At 44.8% G+C, this 21,818-nt stretch carries 12 protein-coding genes and 1 pseudogene; 3 read left to right on the plus strand and 10 right to left on the minus strand.

What is annotated here, in order from left to right; genetic code table 11:
- Positions 1-40 precede the first annotated feature (40 nt).
- Together BCT49_RS15860 and BCT49_RS15865 are read left to right on the plus strand one after the other, a co-directional pair.
- On the plus strand, positions 41-445 hold the full coding sequence (locus tag BCT49_RS15860) for a PPC domain-containing DNA-binding protein (RefSeq protein ID WP_102436474.1): 405 nt from the start codon (positions 41-43) through the stop codon (positions 443-445).
- A gap of 67 nt (positions 446-512) precedes the next feature.
- Positions 513-1,136, plus strand: a complete 624-nt coding sequence (locus tag BCT49_RS15865) for a 3'-5' exonuclease (RefSeq protein ID WP_102436476.1) — start codon at positions 513-515, stop codon at positions 1,134-1,136.
- A 70-nt stretch (positions 1,137-1,206) separates the two neighbouring features.
- On the opposite strand, the gene BCT49_RS15870 is transcribed toward BCT49_RS15865, so the two are convergent.
- Positions 1,207-2,043 (minus strand): DUF6279 family lipoprotein, encoded by an 837-nt coding sequence (locus tag BCT49_RS15870; RefSeq protein ID WP_102436478.1) that lies wholly within the window; start codon positions 2,041-2,043, stop codon positions 1,207-1,209.
- Positions 2,044-2,337: 294 nt separating this feature from the next.
- On the opposite strand from BCT49_RS15870, the gene BCT49_RS15875 reads away from it, so the two are divergent.
- The gene (locus BCT49_RS15875) at positions 2,338-2,511 is read left to right on the plus strand and encodes a hypothetical protein (RefSeq protein ID WP_017077429.1); all 174 of its coding nucleotides are present in this window, start codon (positions 2,338-2,340) and stop codon (positions 2,509-2,511) included.
- Positions 2,512-2,595: 84 nt separating this feature from the next.
- On the opposite strand, the gene dbpA is transcribed toward BCT49_RS15875, so the two are convergent.
- The 9 genes and pseudogenes from dbpA to BCT49_RS15920 form a co-directional block, all read right to left on the minus strand.
- Positions 2,596-3,975, minus strand: coding sequence for an ATP-dependent RNA helicase DbpA (dbpA, locus tag BCT49_RS15880; RefSeq protein WP_102436480.1), 1,380 nt, complete (start codon positions 3,973-3,975; stop codon positions 2,596-2,598).
- Between the two features lie 148 nt (positions 3,976-4,123).
- Positions 4,124-5,032, minus strand: coding sequence for an aldo/keto reductase (locus BCT49_RS15885; protein ID WP_102436482.1), 909 nt, complete (start codon positions 5,030-5,032; stop codon positions 4,124-4,126).
- Positions 5,033-5,249: 217 nt separating this feature from the next.
- Positions 5,250-5,843 (minus strand): hypothetical protein, encoded by a 594-nt coding sequence (locus BCT49_RS15890; RefSeq protein ID WP_102436484.1) that lies wholly within the window; start codon positions 5,841-5,843, stop codon positions 5,250-5,252.
- 210 nt (positions 5,844-6,053) lie between these two features.
- Positions 6,054-6,998: a PstS family phosphate ABC transporter substrate-binding protein gene (locus BCT49_RS15895; protein ID WP_102436486.1), complete on the minus strand. Its 945-nt coding sequence runs from the start codon at positions 6,996-6,998 to the stop codon at positions 6,054-6,056.
- Positions 6,998-7,636 (minus strand): OmpA family protein, encoded by a 639-nt coding sequence (locus BCT49_RS15900; RefSeq protein WP_102436488.1) that lies wholly within the window; start codon positions 7,634-7,636, stop codon positions 6,998-7,000. The genes BCT49_RS15895 and BCT49_RS15900 overlap by 1 nt, the downstream gene beginning before the upstream one ends.
- On the minus strand, positions 7,636-8,949 hold the full coding sequence (locus tag BCT49_RS15905) for a TolC family outer membrane protein (RefSeq protein ID WP_102436490.1): 1,314 nt from the start codon (positions 8,947-8,949) through the stop codon (positions 7,636-7,638). Before BCT49_RS15905 ends, BCT49_RS15900 begins: the two co-directional genes overlap by 1 nt.
- 34 nt (positions 8,950-8,983) lie before the next feature.
- Positions 8,984-10,308 (minus strand): annotated as a pseudogene (locus tag BCT49_RS15910) (HlyD family type I secretion periplasmic adaptor subunit).
- Positions 10,301-12,460, minus strand: a complete 2,160-nt coding sequence (locus BCT49_RS15915; protein ID WP_102436492.1) for a type I secretion system permease/ATPase — start codon at positions 12,458-12,460, stop codon at positions 10,301-10,303. The pseudogene BCT49_RS15910 and the gene BCT49_RS15915 overlap by 8 nt, the downstream one beginning before the upstream one ends.
- 33 nt (positions 12,461-12,493) lie before the next feature.
- The gene (locus BCT49_RS15920; protein WP_102436494.1) at positions 12,494-21,664 is read right to left on the minus strand and encodes a type I secretion C-terminal target domain-containing protein; all 9,171 of its coding nucleotides are present in this window, start codon (positions 21,662-21,664) and stop codon (positions 12,494-12,496) included.
- Positions 21,665-21,818: the final 154 nt, after the last annotated feature.

The raw sequence follows: 21,818 nt of genomic DNA on the forward strand, positions 1-21,818 counted from the left end.
GTTTTGCTCTTAGAAATACAAATAAAATTGAGGCCATAAGATGATCACTCCTATCGCAACGAGATTAACCCGCGGCCAAGATCTAAAACTTGAACTCCAAAAGCTTGTGACAGCGCACAATATCTTAGCGGGCTCTGTCGTGTCTTGTGTCGGGTGTGTTTCTCAACTCAATATTCGTCTGGCTAATGCGAACAATACCAAGCTAATCACAGCTCCGTTCGAAATTGTGTCTGTAATGGCGACACTAACCCCAAACCACCAGCATGTTCATATATCCGTTGCTGATGAAAATGGCAATGTGATTGGTGGGCACTTACTTGAAGGGACGATTATCGCGACCACTGCTGAATTGATTGTTCACCGCTACGATACCTTGACCTTCAACAGAGAGCATGACGATTCGACAGGTTACACTGAGCTCACTATCAGCGAGAACACGCAATAGACTCAACCATAGCAACACTAAGCGCCCCATATAAAGCGATACAACCCAATAGTAATTAGGAAACACGATGGATCCAAACTCCGCAGACTCCGTTATCGTTCTCGATTTCGAAACCACAGGCTTATCACCAAACATGGGTGACCGAGCGATTGAAATCGGTGCGGTTAAATTAGCTAACGGCGAAGTCGTCGACACCTTCCAGCAACTCATGAACCCAGGATTTCGTGTTAGCGGGTTCATTGAAAGCTATACAGGGATCAGTAACCGTATGTTAAGCACGGCGGCCAGTTGCAGCGAAGTGATGGATGAGTTTGCAGACTTTATCCAAGGCAGCCAACTTGTTGCTCACAATGCGTCGTTTGATAAACGCTTTCTTGATGCGGAATTAGACTTTATTGGCCGAGACTATACGGGCAAGTTCGCTTGCTCAATGTTGATAGCTCGCCGTCTCATCCAAGACGCGCCGACTCATAAGCTAGGCGACCTTGTGCGTTTTAAGAATATCGACAACGACGGTACTTTCCACAGAGCTTTAGCCGATTCAGAAATGACAGCACGGTTATGGTTATTGATGATTGATGAACTGCAAAGTGATCACGGTATTCAACAGCCGAGCTTTCAACTGATGCAGAAAATATCTAAGACCGCTAAAGGCTCGATTCCAAAGCTGCTGATGAGTAACAGAGGCTAACTCTCTGCATTCGGTTTGGGGTTTGTCAGAAGGCTAGTAGCAAACAGTCACTAGCCTTAATATAGCGACCCTACTCCTGCAGTGTCACCAGCGTTGACTTGAGGCTCTCTAACTCATTCATGAAATAAGCCCATTGTTTATCACTACTCGCTGCCGCGATATCCACCAAGAATTTCGCTGATGTCTGCATATTCTTATCAAGCTTAGACCCCAGATCTTGCGGATAATAAGCTTCATTGTTCAGAAGCAGGTTCATAATAATTGGCTGCGCAATATGTAAGTCAGTCTTCTTTTTCATGAGAGTGGTGAGATCTTGGTATGTATTATTTTGATATTGGCGCCAGTTATCGTTGGTATTTACCCACTCTTGAGACCAAGTCGAAATAATCTGTTTTTGCTCTTTCGATACCGACCCTAGCCATCGCTCTAGCCTATCTTCTATCCGACTTCGATATCGCTTTCTCGAATCTTCATCATTCAATGATAATCTTTCTCCGTAATACTCTTGCTGCTTTTCTCTAAAGCTCTTTAAGAATTCGTTATCTTGCTCAGGGGTAAGCTGCATACTTAATGCGTAAATATCGGGAGAGAACTTATTAACGATTGAGCGAATATGATTTTTAGTTTGTTCACTCTGGTCAATGATAAAAGCAGGGTTCATATCAGAACGGTCTAGATTTTGAATCGCTTCTAATTGCGTAATATACAGCGGTAGTTGAGTTTCTTTATGCCATTGCTGTAATAAGTCGAGGCGATCTTCGAGCTCTGATTCTTGACTGTTAGATAGAGAAACAAAGTCTTCAATATAGCTAACTGCAAACCAGCTTATATTGTTATAGGCAAATTTAGTCCCGCAACCAGCGAATACAAAACAGACTAACAAGACCAACCATCGACACTTTCTCATTAAACCCTCTCACGATATTCAGAAAATCCATTAACTCACCCTTTTAAGGTAGATCTCGTTCTTATAACGCCAATTCTAGCTCTTATAAAAGTAGCCTTAATAAGCAGTGGCCGTAAAAACTTTGAGATAAATTGAGACTCAGACTTGCTAATCTCGCTATTTCGGCAAATGATTAAACTAAAAATAATTAATGGCAGTGATGTAACTTGATTTTTATTGCTCATTTGACGTAAACGAACCCTATAAACGAATGGTTTATTTATTTTCAAATGATTAATATTTGGGAGGTAAGCTATGGCCGCTACTCCTCATTATACAAGCGAGTTAGAGTACGAGCTTTGTTATTTTGACGATGGAAGACTAACCACAATTACGATATCCGCTAATAATCGACAGGAAGCGATGACTTGGTATCTTAGCGAAGGAAGACATATCAACGATTTCTATTCGATCAGACCTGATGAATAAACGTTTGATACGTTACTGACTGTGGAACACCCTTTACTGCATTATCACTAGCATGACTTAGCAGTAAAGGGAGACTATCTCGAATTACTTCAGAATTCGGGCGCGGAATTGACGACCCTTCATTTTACCTGATTCGATTTTACCTAATGCTTTCTTAGCCATTGATCTTTCTACAGCCACGTAAGCACGCATCGCGAACAAGTTGATCTTACCTACTGATTTACCATCAATGCCGCCTTGGCCAGTCAACGCACCTAAAATATCACCTGCGCGAAGTTTCGCTTTCTTACCACCATCAATCTGGATGGTTACCATGTTTGAGTAGTACGGCTTAGCGATTGGTTTAGCTGGCAACTGAGATGGTTCGATTGGCATATCCATGTACTCATCAATTTGAGCAACACGGTGCATCTCTTTTTCGCTAAAGAAGCTGATAGCTACTCCTTTGCTTCCTGCACGTCCAGTACGACCGATGCGGTGTACGTGAACTTCAGGATCGCGAGACAACTCAAAGTTGAACACAGCGTCTAGGTTATCAACATCAAGACCACGAGCAGCAACATCGGTTGCAACCAAGATAGAGATGGTTTTGTTTGAGAACTGAACCAAAGCTTGATCACGTTCACGCTGTTCCATGTCGCCATGAAGCTCGATAACGCTGAAGCCACGATGGCTTAGCTCGTCGTTTACGTTCTGTACTTCTTTCTTAGTGTTACAGAACACAACCGCAGATTCTGGTTGATGATGAAGAAGCAGTAGTTCTAGTGCGTCATCACGAGCTTCAGTACCTTCAACTTTGTAGAAATGTTGTTGGATGCTTGAGTGATCGTGCGTTGATTCAACCTTCACCATTTCTGGGTTACGCATGATGCGGTCTGCAACAGATTTAATCTGTTTAGGGAAAGTCGCACTAAACAGTAACGTTTGACGATCTTTTGGTGCCGCTTCAATCACTGCATCCAAAGCATCTTGGAAGCCCATTTCTAGCATGCGATCGGCTTCATCTAACACAAGTGTGTTCAACTCAGACAGGTCAATACGATCTTTCTCTAGGTGGTCAAGAATACGACCAGGAGTGCCCACAAGAATGTGTGCACCATGCTCTAGTGAACCAATTTGTGGTCCCATTGGCATGCCGCCACAAAGTGTCAGCACTTTAATATTGTGAATACCACGAGCAAGAGTACGGATCTCTTTTGCTACTTGGTCTGCAAGCTCACGAGTCGGACATAACACTAAAGACTGAACACGGAAACGCTTAACGCGTAGGTTCTGCAGCACGCCTAAACCAAAAGCAGCTGTTTTACCTGAACCCGTTTTACCCTGACCGATAACATCCTTGCCATCCAGAATAGTAGGAAGACTTAACGCTTGAATAGGCGTCATTTCAGTATAACCAAGAGAATCTAACGTATTTAGAAGCTCTGGCTTAAGGGCGATTGAAGAGAATTTTGAAGTGCTCAATGGAAATATCCAACTGGTGAAAAACAGAGTGCATTATGAGTGTTTTTGAAAAATATTCCACTCTAATCACAGTTTTGAAGAAACATGTTAGGCGAACACAAAAAAGCCAGCTTTGTTAGCTGGCTTTTGCTGCTATTCGAATTGCTTTCTATGGCACACCGTGGCCTTTAGATGCAACCCATACGCGATACCATTGCTCGCGAGTCAGTTCGATTTTCAGTGCATCAACGGCCGTCTTCACACGTTCAATCTTACCTGAGCCAATAATCGCAATTGGATTAGACGGTAAACGACGAACCCAAGCGTAAATCACTTGGTCGATGCTATCTGCACCCACTTCTTGGCGAATTGCTTCTAGCTCATCACGAACGCGAATCGCTTGCGCTGAATCGCCACTGAAGATGCTACCACCACCGAGACAAGACCACGCCATAGGACGAGTACGGTTCATCTGCAGTTGATCCAGCGTGCCATCATGGGCTACTTCGAAGTTCAATGGGTTGATTTCAACTTGGTTAGTCACCAGTGGCTTACCTAGTCGAGATTGCAGTAAGTCGAACTGGCGCGGTGAAAAGTTAGAGACACCGAAGTGCTTAACTTTGCCGACCTTATGCAGTTCAGCGAACGCTTCTGCTACTTCATCCGCATCCATCAGTACATCTGGGCGGTGAATCAGTAAGACATCAAGCTCGCTTACACCCAAACGCTCTAGAGAATTATTTACCGATTGGTAAATATGGTGCGCGCTGGTGTCATAGTGATTGACCTTGCGATCAGGAGTGTGGTCACCACACAAGTTGATGTCGCACTTGGTGACGATTTGGATATCATCACGAAGGCTTGGCTCAAGCGCTAATGCTTCACCAAACAACTTTTCACATTGGTAGTTACCGTAAATATCCGCGTGATCAACAGTTGTGATGCCAAGATCAATGTGCTGCTTAAGGAAAGTCAGGCGTTGTTGCGGGGTCATACCCCATTCTGCTGTACGCCAGTATCCTTGCACCAACTCAGAAAGTTCTGGGCCTTGTGGCGCTGTCGTTACTCTTGCAACCATGGGTTGTCTCCTTTATCAATACTGAACGTATCCTAAGCTCGTTTTACCGAAGGCTCAACGTATAACAAATGGCAAAGGTAAACGCTTACTAAAAATGTGAGAGCCACAGAAAAACGAACACTTAAATAAAGAATAGCTTGCTGTCTGCCCGTGAACCGTTATTCCAAAAGGCTTGTTGACTCTAATGAATTACGAAACCATCTATAAATTGGAGCAATTAAAAGCGATTTAGTTCAACCGTTAAATTGTCACCATCACTATGTAGCTGAATCCAAGGAGCTGACGAACGAGAAGAAGATGAGGAAGAACTAGGCACATTCCATAAACTCATTTGCTCAGAGGAACGATGTTGTGAGTTGATGAATTCGACAAGTTGTTTATCTACCTTATCGTAACCAACGCCCTCACGTTTCGCTTGTTCAAGTTGAGCGAAGACATCGAACTCATCCTCTCCAATGCGAATAGAGCTGAGAGCAAAGCCATCTTGGCGAAGGTATGCCTGAAGCTTTGTGTAATTTAGGTTCGAATATGGCAGGTTAAGGCGAACCACCTCTACGCTTGAGTCACCCAACTCCAGTTCAACATAAACATCCAAATCGTAATATTGAGTGAGATCACTGCACAGAAGAGTGCCTTCAACTTCGCCACAATCCATGAGATCGATATCGTTAATATAGTTTTGAGAACTCGGTTGAATTGGGCTGCTATTGAATACCGTTCGCAACCACCAGCTTTCACTCGCTTGCGCAGAGAATGAAAGGGTATTCAGAACCAATAACAAAGGTAGGATTAAGACAGGAAGAGTTCTCATTAATTGTGCTTATTCGCGCGGTATGAAGCGCCCATTATACGTGACCAATCAACAAACAACCGATCAAGGCACAAATTTTAGGCGAAAAAAAACGGGCATACATGCCCGCTAGATAAATTCTATCGCCGAATAACGTAATCCGCCACGTTGAGAACCATTACGAAACTAACAATACCATTCCGATGACCCACATACAATACATCATACCAATTATTTATAACCACCTTCGATCGCAGGCTCTTCAAGCGATAATCTTACTTTATTCCGTTGGATTGCTTCTGGTGGCAAGCTGATGAAACCGTATTGGTTCAACACGCCTTGATGCTCTTCCGACAGGGTCAGCCCAACAAAGAACTTCTCTTGTTCCGTAAAGCCTTTGCGATGCGCTGGAATATTCAGGTACATATAGTAAACCGTTGCCAATGGGTAACGACCTGAGAGAATCGTTTCCTTGTTTAGGTCGTAGTTCACCCCTAGGTTATCAACCACGCTCAGCCATTTCACATCAGATATTTGATCCGAGTAAACGGTGTAACCAATCGCGGCATCTTCGTCCTCAATCTTACTAATCAGATCCGGCAGATCTGCTAAGAATTGAGTATTCGCATATTCCCCGTCAGCTCCACATTCAACCCAACTTGAAAAGGTGGTATGGCCTTGCAGGTTGTGGTCGATAGCGAAAGGCAACATGTGTGTGTCTAAGCTTTCTCCGTCACGAGTGTCACTGCTTGGCGTCCATTTAGGATGCTTAGGGTCGCTAGAACAACCAAACACATCAATAAGTTCAGCAACGCTGATGGATGTGGCTGGGTTATTCTCGTTCGCCAGAATCGCTATTACGTCTGCGGTAAACATCAGCTCGGTCGGTCTGTAGCCGTAGCGCATGTCGAACCTAGCCATCTCTTTGTCAGTCCACTTTTTGGAAGTAATACCAACACGCGAACGTTGCATGATCATCTGCTCAGGGACACTGTCACTCAACAAGATCTCTAAGTCGATCTCTTGACTCTTAAGCAAGTCTTCAACAAGGCCCTGCATATTCGGCTCAATCGCGACCAAACCAATATCACTGGCGTCATTCGCTAACGTTGATACAGAAAAAAACGCAGGTACAGCAGCAAGCAGTAAGCCCGATTTATTAGATAGATGTTTCATTACTGGCCTCCTACTGGGTCAATCGATGTCTTAGATTCAACATCGCTATTGCTGTCGAGCTGCATTTCTGAGGTGAAGATATTCCAAGATGGATTCACTTCCATGCTCTCTGTTTTTAAGACTGCAATGGTTCTACGCTTACGCTTGTGAAGGTGCTGAGTTAAGCTGGTTATCTGAGTAAATTCTTGTTCGAAGATTCGCTCCCCATCGATGCCTCTGTCAATCAGGGCGTCTCGAATCACGCCAGTCCTTTTCTTGGCCAATGCTTTGTTATAAACATTGGTGCCTTCTGAACTTGTGTCGCCCACTAAGGTAACGGAGGCATCTGGTTGTTCGCCAAGCAAACGCACTAACTCGTTGAGAACAGCCGTGTGTTCTGGTTTAAGCACATATTTATCGAAATCAAATGCCACGCTTAAGACTTCAACGTCCTCGACAATTTTCCAGTTTGCACACCCTTTAATGTCTACCGTCACACCTTCTGGCGTATCAGCACAAAGGTCTCGTTGGTTAATCACACCGTCACGGTCATCATCCGCCAGATCATCAATTTGATGACGAGTCATCGTCGTATCGGGCGTTTCCGCACACCCCATCAGCAAGATAGAACTAAGTAGCGCTAGTTTAAAATGTCTCATTACTTGTTCTCCCCTTGCCATTCTTCTGGGTGTTCAACCCTTAGTGCGTAAGTCAACATGCCCATCGCGTTTAACACTCGGTATGCCGCTAACGTTTGATCGTATTCAGTGCTGATAAAGTTTCTTCGAGCCAAGAACACTTCCACTTTTGCATCAAGCACATCAAGCAAGCTTCGTCTGCCAACATTGAATTGTTGGATATAACCAAGCTCTGCGATTTTGGCTGCATCCACGTTCTGTTGAAGAAGGGACTTTTGTTGTTCAAGCATCTTGTAGGCATTCCAAGCGAGCTGAGTGCCCTCTTTAACTTCACGCTCCGTTCTTAATCTGATCGCTCTTGCTTCTTCCACTCGCCACGCAGATGATTCCACGCGAGAGTCGGTAGAGAAGCCATTAAATAAGTCGTAATCCATGGTCAACATGATACGAGCATCCTCATCAACACCACCCGGAGGGTTAGACACGTTGTCATTTTTGTTGGCATGAAGCTCGAGTTTTAACTCTGGGTAGTAATCCCCTTTCTCGCGGCGCATTTCTTTACGAGCGGCATCGATATCAAGCAAAGAGGCTTGGATTTCAGGGTGATTCTCGACAGCCTGTTCAAGCGCGACCTGTGCTGAACTTGGTAACAGAGCATAATCAAAACGAGGATAAACCAAGTTCACAGCAGGCTTGCCGACTAAGCGTAGGTACTGAGTTTGTAAATCAAACAGGTTGTTCTGAGCAGCGATTAATGAAGATTGCGCCGTCGCAACACGGGCAGAGATCTGAGCCAGATCCGAGTTACTGCTCAAGCCTTTGCTCTTCTTGTCTTGGATATCTTGATAGATCTCTTGGTGTTCTTTTACGTTACGTTTAGACAGTTCAAGTAACGTCTCTGCCTTAAGAATATCGAGATAGTTTCTCACCACATCTAACGAGACATTTTCAGCGCGTGAAATCAGGGTTAATCGTTCAGCTTCAGCTTCGAAGGTTAATCGGTCGACATTCGACGTCGTTTTAAAACCGTCGAATAGTAACTGAGATACCTTAACGCCAATCTCTGTTCGCGTTAGCCCACGATCATCAGTGTCGAGTTTACTTCCGCTGTTATAGCGCGTCTCTTCATAACCTGCCGCCGCGTACAAATTGACTTGTGGCATATACAAACCACCCGCAGCGTCTCCGTCTCTGACCACCGATTGGTATCGGGAGTACTGCGCCAATATCTCTGGGCTATAGTCGATGGCAAAGGCCACGGACTCTTCTAATGAGGCTGCTTGAGACAGCCCGCTCATGAGTAAGCAAGAAGAGAGTAAGAATTTTGAATGCATTACACTTCCTTTTATATTTATGCTTTAACCCACTTCATCGTTCGCGAAGTGAGTTTTCCTTAGCTCGTAAAATAGGTTTTAACCAATAACTCAATACTGTTTTTTCTCCGGTCAAGATATCAACCGCGACTGCATCCCTGGGATAATGCTAAAGGCAGAGTTTTGTTGCTGGTCTTCGTTTAACTGAATATGGGCGCGATAATAGGCATTACCGTCTTCTGTTTGTAAGGCATCGGCACTCACATAAGTGACTTTACCTTTCAGGCCACCATAGATAACAAAGTCATACGCCGTAAATTTAACGGTGGCACCTAATCCATTATGAACAAACGCGATATCTTGCGGAGAGATCCTCGCTTCAACAATCAAATCACTATTTGATGGAATGATCTCAATAATCGGTTCGCCGGGACGAACAACACCACCAATAGTACGAACGAATATCTCCTTCACCGTGCCGTCAACTGGCGCTAAGATTTGAGTTCGTTTCAGTTGGTCGGCGATCGCCTGTTGGCTTTCATTCAATTGCGCGATTTTACTTGCCACTTCATTCAATTGACCTTGTACTTTGGCGCGAAAATCTAACGCGATGCTGCGGTGATCGGCTATCGATTCTGAGTAAGCAGCAATCTGTTTCTGAGCCGCCACTTTTGAGCTGGCAATATCGCCTTTCAGCTTGACCACATCACGGTTCAGTTTCAGCAGCTCAACTTCTGCAACTGCGCCGCTAGCAACCACATCTTTCAACATGTTGCGCTCTCGAATAACAATATCGAGGCTGCTTTCTAAAGTCTGAATATTATTGAGCGTATCGACACGCGCTTGGTCTTGTTGTTCAATGCGAAGTGCCGCTTCTTCCAGTTCCGATTTCAACTGACCTAAACGTTCTCGATAGTTGGCTTTGGCGTTCATTAATGCCGGATGGCTCGATACATCGATGACAATATCTTGTGGCACCAAGACCACTCGTTCAAACCACTCTTTTGCATCGTTATTTAAAACAACAGTCGACAGCTCTGCTTTCAATCTTAATTGTTGGGCCAGTAAGGTATCCGCTTGTTGAGCCGACTCTAAAAAAGCCGCTTTAAAACGAGTGTCTTCTAACTTAGCCAAAGGCTGTCCTTTCACAACAGATTGACCTTGTCGCACCATGATCTCTTGAACCAAGCCGCCCTCTAAGCTCTGAATCGTTTGTACTGAAAGGCTCGGTACGACTTTGCCCTCGCCAATAACCACTTCTTCCAATGTTGCCCATGACGCCCAACCGATAATCGATACAATCAATAACGCACTTAGCCAGATCAGCTTACGAGAACGGAATGCCAAGTGGTTGTTGGTCCATTGAATATCATTACTCATGACGACCTCCCTTAACCACCGAAACCGTTTTAAAGCGACTGGTTCCTTTGGGTGCACTTTTCTTCTGTAGAGAGAGAATGTCTTTTGGCTCACCCTCTGCCACGATCTGACCTTTATCCAATACAACCACACGATCACACATCATCAAAAAGGAAGATTTGTGCGAGCTGATCAGCATCGAGGTTTCTCTTGGCATACTTTGCAACGCATTGAAGAACTGTATCTCGGCTTGATTGTCAAGTGCGCTGGTTGGCTCATCCATGATCAATAGTTTTGGACATCGATAAAGCGCCCTTGCGATAGCCACAGCTTGTCGTTGTCCTCCAGAAAGCAATCGGCCACCTTCACCGACAGGCGTTTCTAAGCCATTGCTTAAGCGCCCCATGTAACCGTTAAGGCCAGACTGTTGCAGCGCTTGTCTTAGCTTTTCTTCATCAACGTTGGTCGCACCCAAAGTGACGTTGTCGTAAACACTGCCAAAGATAAGATTAGTGGTTTGCCCTACCCAGCCCATTCCGCTACGCAAAACACTGGTTGGCCATAACTGCCCATCAATCTCTTGATAGAAAGCTTGTCCTGTTGTAGGCAAATACTGTCGAGCAACAATCGATAAAAGCGTGGTTTTTCCTGCGCCAGCCGCACCAACAAGGCCAACTCGCTCACCCGGTTTTATCTCCAAAGAGATTTCCTTTAGCGCTGGGCTTTGAGTCTCTGGATAAGTAAACGTGACTTCATCTAGCCTAACCCCGCCGTCAAAGTCTCCCTTATCAATCACTTGATGTTTAGACTCTTCTTGCGGTAAGTCCATGATCTGATTTAGGCCTTCGACTGCAGAACGGGTTTGTTGAAACCTCAGCAATAGAAGAGACAGTTGATTCACCGAGCTTGCGGCACGCCCACTCAACATCACCACCGCTATCAAGCCACCCATGCTCAGCAAGCCTTCAGAGATCTGATACACGCCGAAGATGATGAGAGTAATGGTGACGATCTGCTGACTCGACTGAATGGAATGAGTCACGATATTGGAGTAGTGACGAGATTGAGTCTGCCATTGAGAGAGCGATGAAATCGTCTGTTCCCAACGTTTCTGAGTAATACCCTCAGCATTGTTTTGCTTGATATCCGGAAGTGTTGTTAAGCAATCAAACAGCTGTGCTTGTCTTTGTGTCGACAAACGTGCGGTTTCATCGAATGTTTTCTCGACTTTGCCTTTCATCGCAATGCTTAGCACGATCAATACCAACATGATCGCGACAGGGATGAACATCATCGCGCCACCGAGCCAGCCAATAAGGAACAGGAACAGCAAAGTGAACGGTAAGTCGACTAACGTGACCAAAGAGATGGAGGTGAAGAAATCTTTCACGCTATCGAAATCTTGAAGCTGTCTGGCAAATGCGCCTACCGATTGCGGTCGGTTTTCGAGCTTCATACCGAGCACTTTAGAGAACAGTTGAGAAGACAACTTGTTATCAATATAGCGCCCAGCCATGTCAGTTACAGAACTTCTTGAGCTTCTCAACACCCAATCAAAAATAACGACAATACCAACGCCTGCCGCCAGAACCCAAAGCGTGTTAAACGCTTGATTCGGGACCACACGGTCATACACGTTCATGGTAAAAAGAGGCACGACTAGCGCGAGCAAGTTGATCAAGAATGAAGCGATAAACAGGTCTCGATACCAAGGTTTGACTTCTTTGACGACACGCCATAACCAACGGGTATTGGATTTATTCTCGCTGCGTTCATGGGATTGAACACGTGCATCATCAAGAGCTTGAGCTCCAACTTGCCAAACATACGATTCGACTTGAGTAACCAGTTCTTTTAATGAAGTTTCTTGGCTTGAGTTGGTTTCGCAATCCAATACTTGAAAGTCGCCGCCGGAGCCTTGAGTGACGACAACAGGATTCCCTGTCGCAGAATTAACGGCAACAACGGGGAACTGACATTGAGTCAGTAATTCTTTTTTCACATGGCTCAGAGTTAACCCCGATTTCTCAATGGCTCTTGGAAAAAGGGATTCATTGAGCCTTCCTTCATTTAAAGGTAGGCCAGACACTATTTTGGAAGGATGGCTGCGAACATTAAAATGCTCACATAACCATTCAACACAACCTAGCCAGCTGTCTTTTTGTTCTACCAATCTAAACTTCCTTTTATAGACTGTACATCTAACTTACAGCGTTAAATTATTGTCATCTATCATTTTTTGTAAAATTTGTGCTTCAGTAATTCCACTACTATCCCCTTGATACAGATCGTCGAACGTAACATCAGCTAACAAGATGTTTTGTTGAACGTCTTCGTCGCCATTAGGTTTAATAGAAATGGTCACGCCTTCATCAGATTCATTTAAGTCTAAGAAATTATCCGGATTCAAGGTACTAGCTACTGTATCTAAAATACCTTTTAGATCAATGATGTCAGTATCTTTAGTCGTGTCAAAATCTTGAATTACATCGTAGCTTGGGGCTTCTGCACTCCCTAAGCCTGAAGAGGCGAACACAAAATTATCTGAGCCCGTCCCACCAATCAGCAGGTCGTTATCATCTGTCGCGGTAATCGTAGAGTCCCCTTCAGCAACAAATTCAACCGATAGCGTTTGAGGTAACCCTACTGCTTGGTTATTGCCTATCTCTGCAGAGGGTTCGATCGTTAGATCAAATTGATCACCACTGTTGTAGCCCCCTGTTATCGCTAGGTTAGGCACATCTGCCAAGTCCACCACGTATTGTCCGCTGACCATCGAACCATGTGAGAAGGTCAAACCTGCGGGAATATCATAAATTGTAATGAAGCCCACTTCTGAATCGGCAGGGTTTACAAGAGAAAGGTCTAAGCCAAGAGGAATCGTGCCGCTTGCTTCCGCGACAATTGAATAGTATTCAACACTCAATAACGGCGCATCAGGCTCTGGTGTAATAATAAGCGTCATGTCTTGCGAGCTCGGGTCACCCGTGTCGACTACTAACTCTCCGAGTACGGTATTTTGATCAACCGTTCGGCCTGTAATCGTAATATCGAGGTTACCAAACGCATCGCCCGCAAAGAATTCGAGCTCATCAACAGAACTTGCTTTAACGAGGATCGTCGCCTGTATGATGCCACCAACACTGGTGAAAGAACTGGTTTCTGATCCAATTCGAATTCGATCTAGCCCAACTAAACCTGATGGATCCGAAGTCGAATTAACCGTTACGGTAATTGATAAGAACTCATCACTGTTGGTTTCAAAGCTATTAGCATCAAGTGGAATCACGATACCGTCATCCTCACTTCCGGTGAGCTGTTCTGGTAAATCGAAGAACTCAACTTTATCACCAATAGGATTCACACCAACGGTAAATTCAGATTCTGTATAGCGGATTTCTGTGGTGCCGATTTCTTGAGTAATCGCCTCAAGAACTAGATTCATATCACCACTAAAATCTCGTGGCGGCAGAATAACAAGATTAGCAAGCTGACTAGGATCAAGCTGCCACTCGTAAGTAGGGTTACCATCAAAGGTACCGCCATCGACGCCATTGTTAGGAACTAATTCGTAGCTGTCGCCGACCTTTATCGCAACAACCGCACCTTCAGGCACGCCTTTCAATGCCAAGGACATATTTTCAGAGCCATCTTGGTCAATCAGCTCCGCGCTGAGTGATGACAATGAAATGTAGTTGTCTTCGTCACCAACTATATCCTCTGTCACCAAGTTCGCCGCATCAGCAACAGGTTCAACGGTGATCGTCACCACGGTAGTCTTGTCTTGCGTATCCGTTTCAGTTACGCAATCAGCTTCATCGGTAATATTGGCCGTTACCGTTAAGGTAATTTCGCCGCTGTAATGTTCTGGTGGCGTTACCAACACATCACTCAAGCGGCTAGGATCCGTTACCGTCCAAGTACCATTGCCGTTATCCACCAACAAACCGGTATCAGCAGGACTCTCCGATAGTGTCACACCATTTGATACAGTAATCGTCAGAGAGTTAACGGTTTCTTTGCCGGTAGCGCTGTTACCTTCACCCGTGATTAATTGACCATCTTCAACGCTATCTCCAAGAACAAGCTCAAGATTCAGATCCGTGGCAATGTCTTCTTGGATTGTTGTCGAATCCGTGGCGACGGTAATGTCATCCACGACAGGAAGCACTTGAATACTAATGGTTTGAGCTGTCGTTACGGTTTCACCATTACACGGTGAGGTTTCAATAGTCTCTATCGTGAAATCAATACACCCAGCGAAGTCTTCGTCCAATCCTGTTAACGTCAGTTTCGAGAGACCATCGGCAGTAATCGAGTAACCGACCACTTCGCCAGCCGCGTCATATTCCGCAATAACACCATCACCTGAAATTTCGACGCCTTCAGGAAGAGAATCAGCAGGAATATAGAAAGAGATCGTATTGTCTGAGTCACTGGCTACATCGGTATTGAGCAAGCCCGTTAAATCGATATCTTCGCCTTCATTAGTCTTAATATCACCACCCGGTTGAATGGGACTTGGTGGGCCAACGGGGTCACAAGTACCGCCGCCGCCATCATGGCCAGTGATCTGGATTTGGAATGAAGTATCAATATACTTCGAATCTTCGCCATCAATGACACGAGCACGAACCACAATATCTAAAACGGGAGTATCGCTTGGGCTGGAGATCGTCATACCGCTCAAGATTTCTTGCGCCAACTCTTGGATAGAGTCACTCGTAAGACCGTTAGCAGAGATGATCCAGTTTCCTGAAACATCTTGAGCGGCTCCGTTCGGGTGATCGATAATCAACGAATAACCATCAGGCACATCGATCAAGATATAATCTAAGTACTCTGAGCCATCCATATCAGCGTCAACAAAAGTAACGGCATCAGACACATTGACTGGAGAACCATCCTCACTAATGTATAGCTGACCAGAACTTTCCAAACGAGTGTCTGACTCGACCCTCGCATCAACGGTGACACTGATTGAACCCGAGATATCTTTTACATCAGCCGCGCCTGTTGGCGACGTGTCGGTAACTTCGTAAGTAATTGGGATCGAAAATGTACCGCTCAAATCTTCAGTAGCGGTTACTGATAGTCTTCCGCTACTTAAAAGCTCGGACAGTGTTGGCGTCGTAGAGTCTAATAAACTTTCTAAATCTAACCCTGAAGCTGGTACGGCAATAACACTGCCATCGAAATAAAGAGTCAGGTCAGCGGGAAGGCTATCAATCACATATCCCGTTAAAGACTCACTTCCATCAATATCTTGATTCACAGATGGTTCAAGATTCAATCCAATTTGACTGTCTTCAATACCTTGAGTACTCACCGTTTGGCCATCTTCTTGATCGACAATCGGTGCTAATTCTACCTTCAACGTCATCGGGAATTCGCCCGAATCACCATCAGGCTCTGTCGAGATAGCAATAACAGTTAGCTCTAGCTCGCCACTAAAATCAGTAATTGGCTTGAGATACAAATCGTTCAGTTGGGCGTTAGAAACCTGGAATACAGGGCCTGTTACATCATCAATGTAGGCGATGGTTAGCGACACTGGCTCGCCCAATGAGTCCACCAGCAAGGTGCCGTCAGGAATATTGGTCAGGAGTATATTAATCTCTTCTGAGACATCGTCATCTGAGGTTTGGACTACAAAATCGAGACGAATCAAACCATCTTCATTAAGAACAGATTGGTTGCTGATGACTTTGGTATCGCTGTCATAATCCCAATGCGCATTTCCGCCATCCACAACAATGGGCTCATCGACGACACCCTTGAGGAAAATATTGATGGTTTTAGTATCGCTAGAGGCTTGCCCATTTATAGGAATAAGTGAATCAACCGTCGACTCAGTAGCGACCGCCGTGACGTTTATATATAGATCTTCAGTAAATGAACTGATGTCCTCTTTTGGCTGAATGTAAGCAACACCGTTAGCGATGGCACTCGCAGGAACGAAGTAAGTATTTGTCCCGATTAAAGCAGTACCATCTCCCAGAATCGACCAGCCTTCCTGAACTTCAATAATATAACTTAACGATTCAGAGCCATCAGTATCAGCAAGCACACCATCAATCACCTCATTCAAGACGATTTTTTCATCTTCTAATCCTTTGTAGTCCTTAACCGATACATGTGGAGTATCAGCATCCGGTGAAATCTCGACAACTACGGTATTAACAATATCGGCTGTTTTATCATCGGGGTCAGCGAAGGTGTTTCCCGCTTCGGTTGCAATCGCAGTAATCTCAAACTCGAATCGACCCGCAAGGTTTTCATCGGCTCTGATTTCCATTTTGTCGATTTGGGTCTGGGTGTACTCTTTACCTTCTTTAACGGCGTTTCCGTTCAAGGTGATATTCAGCCCATCTGGAATCCCACTAATGGTATAAGACAGTTCTTCAGATGTATCTTGGTCAACCAACTGAGCGGTGATATCTAATTTAATTGGGTCCGCATCATCTTCTACGGATTGGTAAGTAAATACAGAATCTGACCAATCCGGGGCATCCGCTACGGGTAAAACGGAAACGGCAATGTCGGCCGTGAGTTCTTTTGGAACCGTATCAGTACTAATAATAGCGTTGATCGCTAGAATAACCGTTGAGGTCGTATTCGATTCATGGAGGGCAGGTCGATAAGTCAACTGACCATTCGGGCCGGTAAACTGACTGTCAATCGCCGTTAACTGATTACCTGAAAGCGTCACCTTGCCATCAACCACTTGAAGCAATACACCATTTAAATACAGGCTACCGCCTTGCAAAGAAGCTTCTGAGAATTCGATAGCCGTAACGGTTTCGCTTTGGTCCACGTCTCCAGTAGAAACACTCACTACAATAATGGCGTCGTTATCTTCTGTGGTTTCTGAATCTTCATAGCGAATAAAGCCTTCGTTATCATCCAGTATGAGCTCCGCGTTACTAACGACTTCATCGCCATCGGCATCTCGCACCAAATAGTCAATATCATCGACGATCTTAGGATCCGCAGGATTAGTCGTTACATTTGGGTTCGTGGTTAGCTGATAGCTACCATCAGGTGAAAGGGTAAATTGACCATAAATTGAATTACTGTCGTAAACATTAATTAGGTCAATCGTTATCGGGGTATCAGCATCCACAAAGGTGTAGGTAGTACCGCGATAATCGAAACTTACAATAGTTGCGCCATCGGCACCTGCGAACTCTTCTGTCAGGAACTGTCCATTTAGGTTATCACCCTCAACCATTTCAATTGATCCTGAACGCGCAACCGGAATGGCATCTTTCACATTCACTACATAGATGGCAGGATCTGAACTATCTCCATCTGCGTCGTTAACAGTTAGTTCAAAATTAAGAGCCAGATTATTCTCTCCATCAGCATTGGCGTGATCGAGTGGTGCATACAGGTCAAACTCCGTCGTCCCATCAGTATTAAAACGGATTCTAAATACGTTGTTTCCATCAGAATCTTGACCATAATACCAACCATCAGAATCAACATCTTGAAGTGAAATGTCTTTTCCTGCGCTGCTGTAACCAAGCGCATCAAAAGCGGATGTATTGATCGTAACAGAAACGACGTCATCAGACCCCTCAATGATCCCTAGTGAAGGACTAGAGACTTCTGATCCTGATGGCTGACCGTCCCCCAATAAACCATCTTCATCAACAGAAATACTCCCGATGACAGATATTTCAGGGTCTTTACCGTCATAGATCTTAATATCTGATTCTTGCGTATCTCGAGAACCATCTGAGTCAATGGTGACAATAGAGGCCGGAATGGTCAGCTCGGTGTCTTTAGAGCCTGAGCCGTGATCAATGGACTGATATAGCTCAATAACAACATCAACATTTGTCGAACCATTGGCTTCTAGACTAAAATCATCGGGTAGTTTGATTTTGAAGACAGCATCGCCATTACTAAGGACAGCATCAAAGGTACCATTACCGTTATCACGCCAAGTCAGTGCTTCACCATTACTGGTTACCGCTACACTATCGCTATCAAAAACAGCTTGGCCCGTGGTCACGTCCAAACCTAAGAAAACCAGAGGGTCATTACCCGCAGTAACAGCCAAAGTCACACTCGCTGTTGAACCGACTCCCGAAGGAGTGCTATCAGCGACAGGAATTTCACTGAGCTCAACTGTCCCTGAACCAATCGTCGGCTCACCGCCATCAGTCACTGACACGTTCAAAGTTAATTGAGTTTCATCGTTATCATCATCTCTTGCAGTAACAACGAAAGGGATTTGATCGGTGGATGAGCTTTGATCTAAACCTTTATTGAGAGCAAAGGTATACGTCACATCAGAATCAACTTGGTTATCTGTCGGTGGGAAACTAAGCGTAAAAGCAATGTTTTCAGCACTAACAGAGCCGACGTAACCTGTCAGCAGCTCACCACCCGGCGAAACTGTATAAACGATTTGGACGCCGCCACTAAACAATAACGGTTGATCAGCTGCGGAAAAGTACAGTGCTCCCTCATAGTCACTACCAAGATTGACACTGAAAACACCCGTGCTCGATGTAATTCCACTTGTAAGGTTAGATTCATTGACGGCGGCATCACTAACACTCACTAATTCCGGGTCAGCACCATCTTTTACTATCCATTCAAACCGACCCTCACCTAATGGCGTGCCATCAAGATCACTACCTTCAATGATCATTGGCAAAGTAAAAGAGTCTTTAAACAATTCGTGATTAAGTGGCTTGTTCAACACAAGCGTCACATTAGCCAATACATCATCACCGCTTGAAGAGCCAGCTAACGTCAACGTAAAGATCGTTTCACCACCGACTTGAGCGGTAATAACCTTTCCGTCAGCAGATAAGGTGTAGGACAACGGAAACAGGATTTCACTGGTTGTGAGGTTCAAGGCATCCAGCTGGTTCAAGGTGCCGCTATTGAAAACCAATGAGTCTGGGTCTGGGTTGTCAGATTCACCTAAAACGGTAAATTGTCCAATTACGGTTTGTACACCGTCCGCAACATCCGTTTCTGTCGTCGTCGCATTTCCATCAAGTATCTGCCCGGCATCACCATCGAAAATATCGATGACCGCTGTGCCATTTCCGAAGTCCGTACTGCTGTCGCCTGCAACATAGTTGAAAGTGATGTTTTGAGCTACTGTGTGATCCAAATTTCTGTTGGCGACGAACGTCCAGTGGCCATTTGCGAATACGGTTAAAACACCTTCATCCAAAGTAAAAGAAACTGGCGCACTACCGGATATTGTTTGTGTCGTCCCATCAACTTCAACACTTTTTATTGTCAACTGTGTATCGAGGTCGATATCATTATTCAGTACATTTCCTGACGTGACCTCGCCTTCTATCACATCATAAGACTCATCGAAAATTAACGGCTCCGAATCTTTGATTACAATGGGTAGATGACCAATTACTAACTCTGTGGTGTTGTCCGCGTCAGTTTGTAAACCCTCAATAACCAAAGCTGTCTGAATTGAATCTAACCCTGCCTCTTGGTCAATCGCCTTATAGAAGTTGATATTTACGTTGCTGCCAGATATAGCAGCATCGAATACAATTTGACCATCGCTTCGCGTACCCGTTAGGCTTTGTTTGTCACCTGATACGGCAATCGTTATTGACAAACCTTGAGAAGTTAGCGACTCAGCTAAAGTTTGATCTGCGCTAAACGAGAAGTCCGCAAAATCAATTCGAATATCAGAAGTTTGTGTTTCGTCTCCAAAAATACCGATGATGTTTTCTGAAAACACAACAGATTCAGGAAGAATAATCGTCGGCATGTCATCGATGGCTTCGTTGCCGACTGTATTGAAAACTTTTGCGTCGATCGTCCATTCCGCAGACGAATCTAAGGTAGATATATCAATATTCTCCACCACCCAATTACCCGCGGAATCAACAACGCCCTCGAATACCAGTGTCTGAGTCCCGTCGCTTACTTCAATGTAAACCGGTAAACCTTCTGCAACATTGGTCGCGCCCTGCATGGTTGTAAGTTGGCCACTACGAAATGCCAAAATGCTAAAGCCATCTAGCGTATCAATATCAATCACAGGCGAAACGGTATCAATAACAATTACCCCTGCACTATTTACCGCAGTAGCCGGGTTCCCAGCGACATCAACAGTGTCAGCCTCGATGGTAATACTACCGTCAGCAAAACTTGTTAAGTCCACGCCTTCAACTGACCAAGCGCCATTCACAACCGTTGCCGTCAACATAATCACATTGGTAGTGCTGTCTGAAATACGGATATTGACCGTTTGGCCATCCTCGACATTTTGAACCGTGCCAAAGAACTTAGCCGATTGAATTTCGAAACTGTTGAGAACGCCATCCCCACCGTCATCAACACTCGCTGTAATACTCGCCAACGTATCCTTAACAATGGTGTCAGTCGCTGTAGTAGGGTTTCCGGCAATATCGATGGTGCTAGCGACGACGGTAAGTTCACCTTCAGTAAAGTTAGAATAATCTTGAGAAACGAGTGTCCATGCCCCGCCAGAAACGGTAGTTGTGTATTCCTGAGTAACACCTTGGCTATCAGTAATAACGATCGTAATGACCTGTCCATCTTCTACATTTTCGACGGTGCCTACTAGAGCACCACTCGCAACTTCAAACTGGTTATAAAACTCATCACCAAAACCATCAAAGTCGACATCGATTGTCGCTAGCGTATCTTTGATTGTGGAATCGTTAGCAGTGATGCTATTACCAAAGTCATCGGCAATGATCGCACCAACTTGGAGATCGCCTTCCGCGAGCGAAGAAAGATCGACGCCATTAACAACATAGGTTTCGTCATTGGTGATTGCGGTAGTGGTAACTGTGTTGCCATTGATGTCGGTTATCGTCAGAACAACGGTACGTCCATCTCGAACATCAACTGCAGTACCTGTAATCGTGACAGAAGGTACTTCGAATTGGTTTTCGTAACCGTCTCCGCCATCCAAAATATCGACGGTTAATATTGCGCTCGGTAACAATACATCGAGTTCGCCATCGTTGGATGTGGTGTCTTCTTCTTCATATTCTGTGGGACGAGTATCAAAGCCCGCGTCTGCGAGAGTTTCGTCTAATGTGGAGCGGACATAAGCAATAAAAGAAGCACTGGAGCTAGGCTGATCGTTGGCAGAGTTCTGTTGCTGAGGCGCGCTTTCGATATTATTGACAAGCTGAGTCACCACCTCTTCCAACTGTTGTTCAACAGCGGCTATTTGCGGCTCAGTGAGAGGTTGAGTTTGGTCCAAATTCTGAGGCTCAATGCTCACAACTTGCACACCTTCAACTTTGGGTTGTGATGCGGGCACTTGAAGCCAAGTACCATCGGCCAGCACCTGCCATACAACGCCACCAACTTCGATATATAAAATAGGATCCATCCTAAACCTCTTCCTTACAAAAACGCTGACATTGAGAACATCAATTTACTCAATAAAAGGGGATAAAAATCAGCGAACATTCCCTAAACAATACTAGCAAAAAACAAATTATTAACAGTTAATTAATTAACACTCATACGCCGTAATGTAAACC

Source organism: Vibrio lentus, assembly GCF_002875945.1.
GTDB lineage: Bacteria > Pseudomonadota > Gammaproteobacteria > Enterobacterales > Vibrionaceae > Vibrio > Vibrio apostichopi.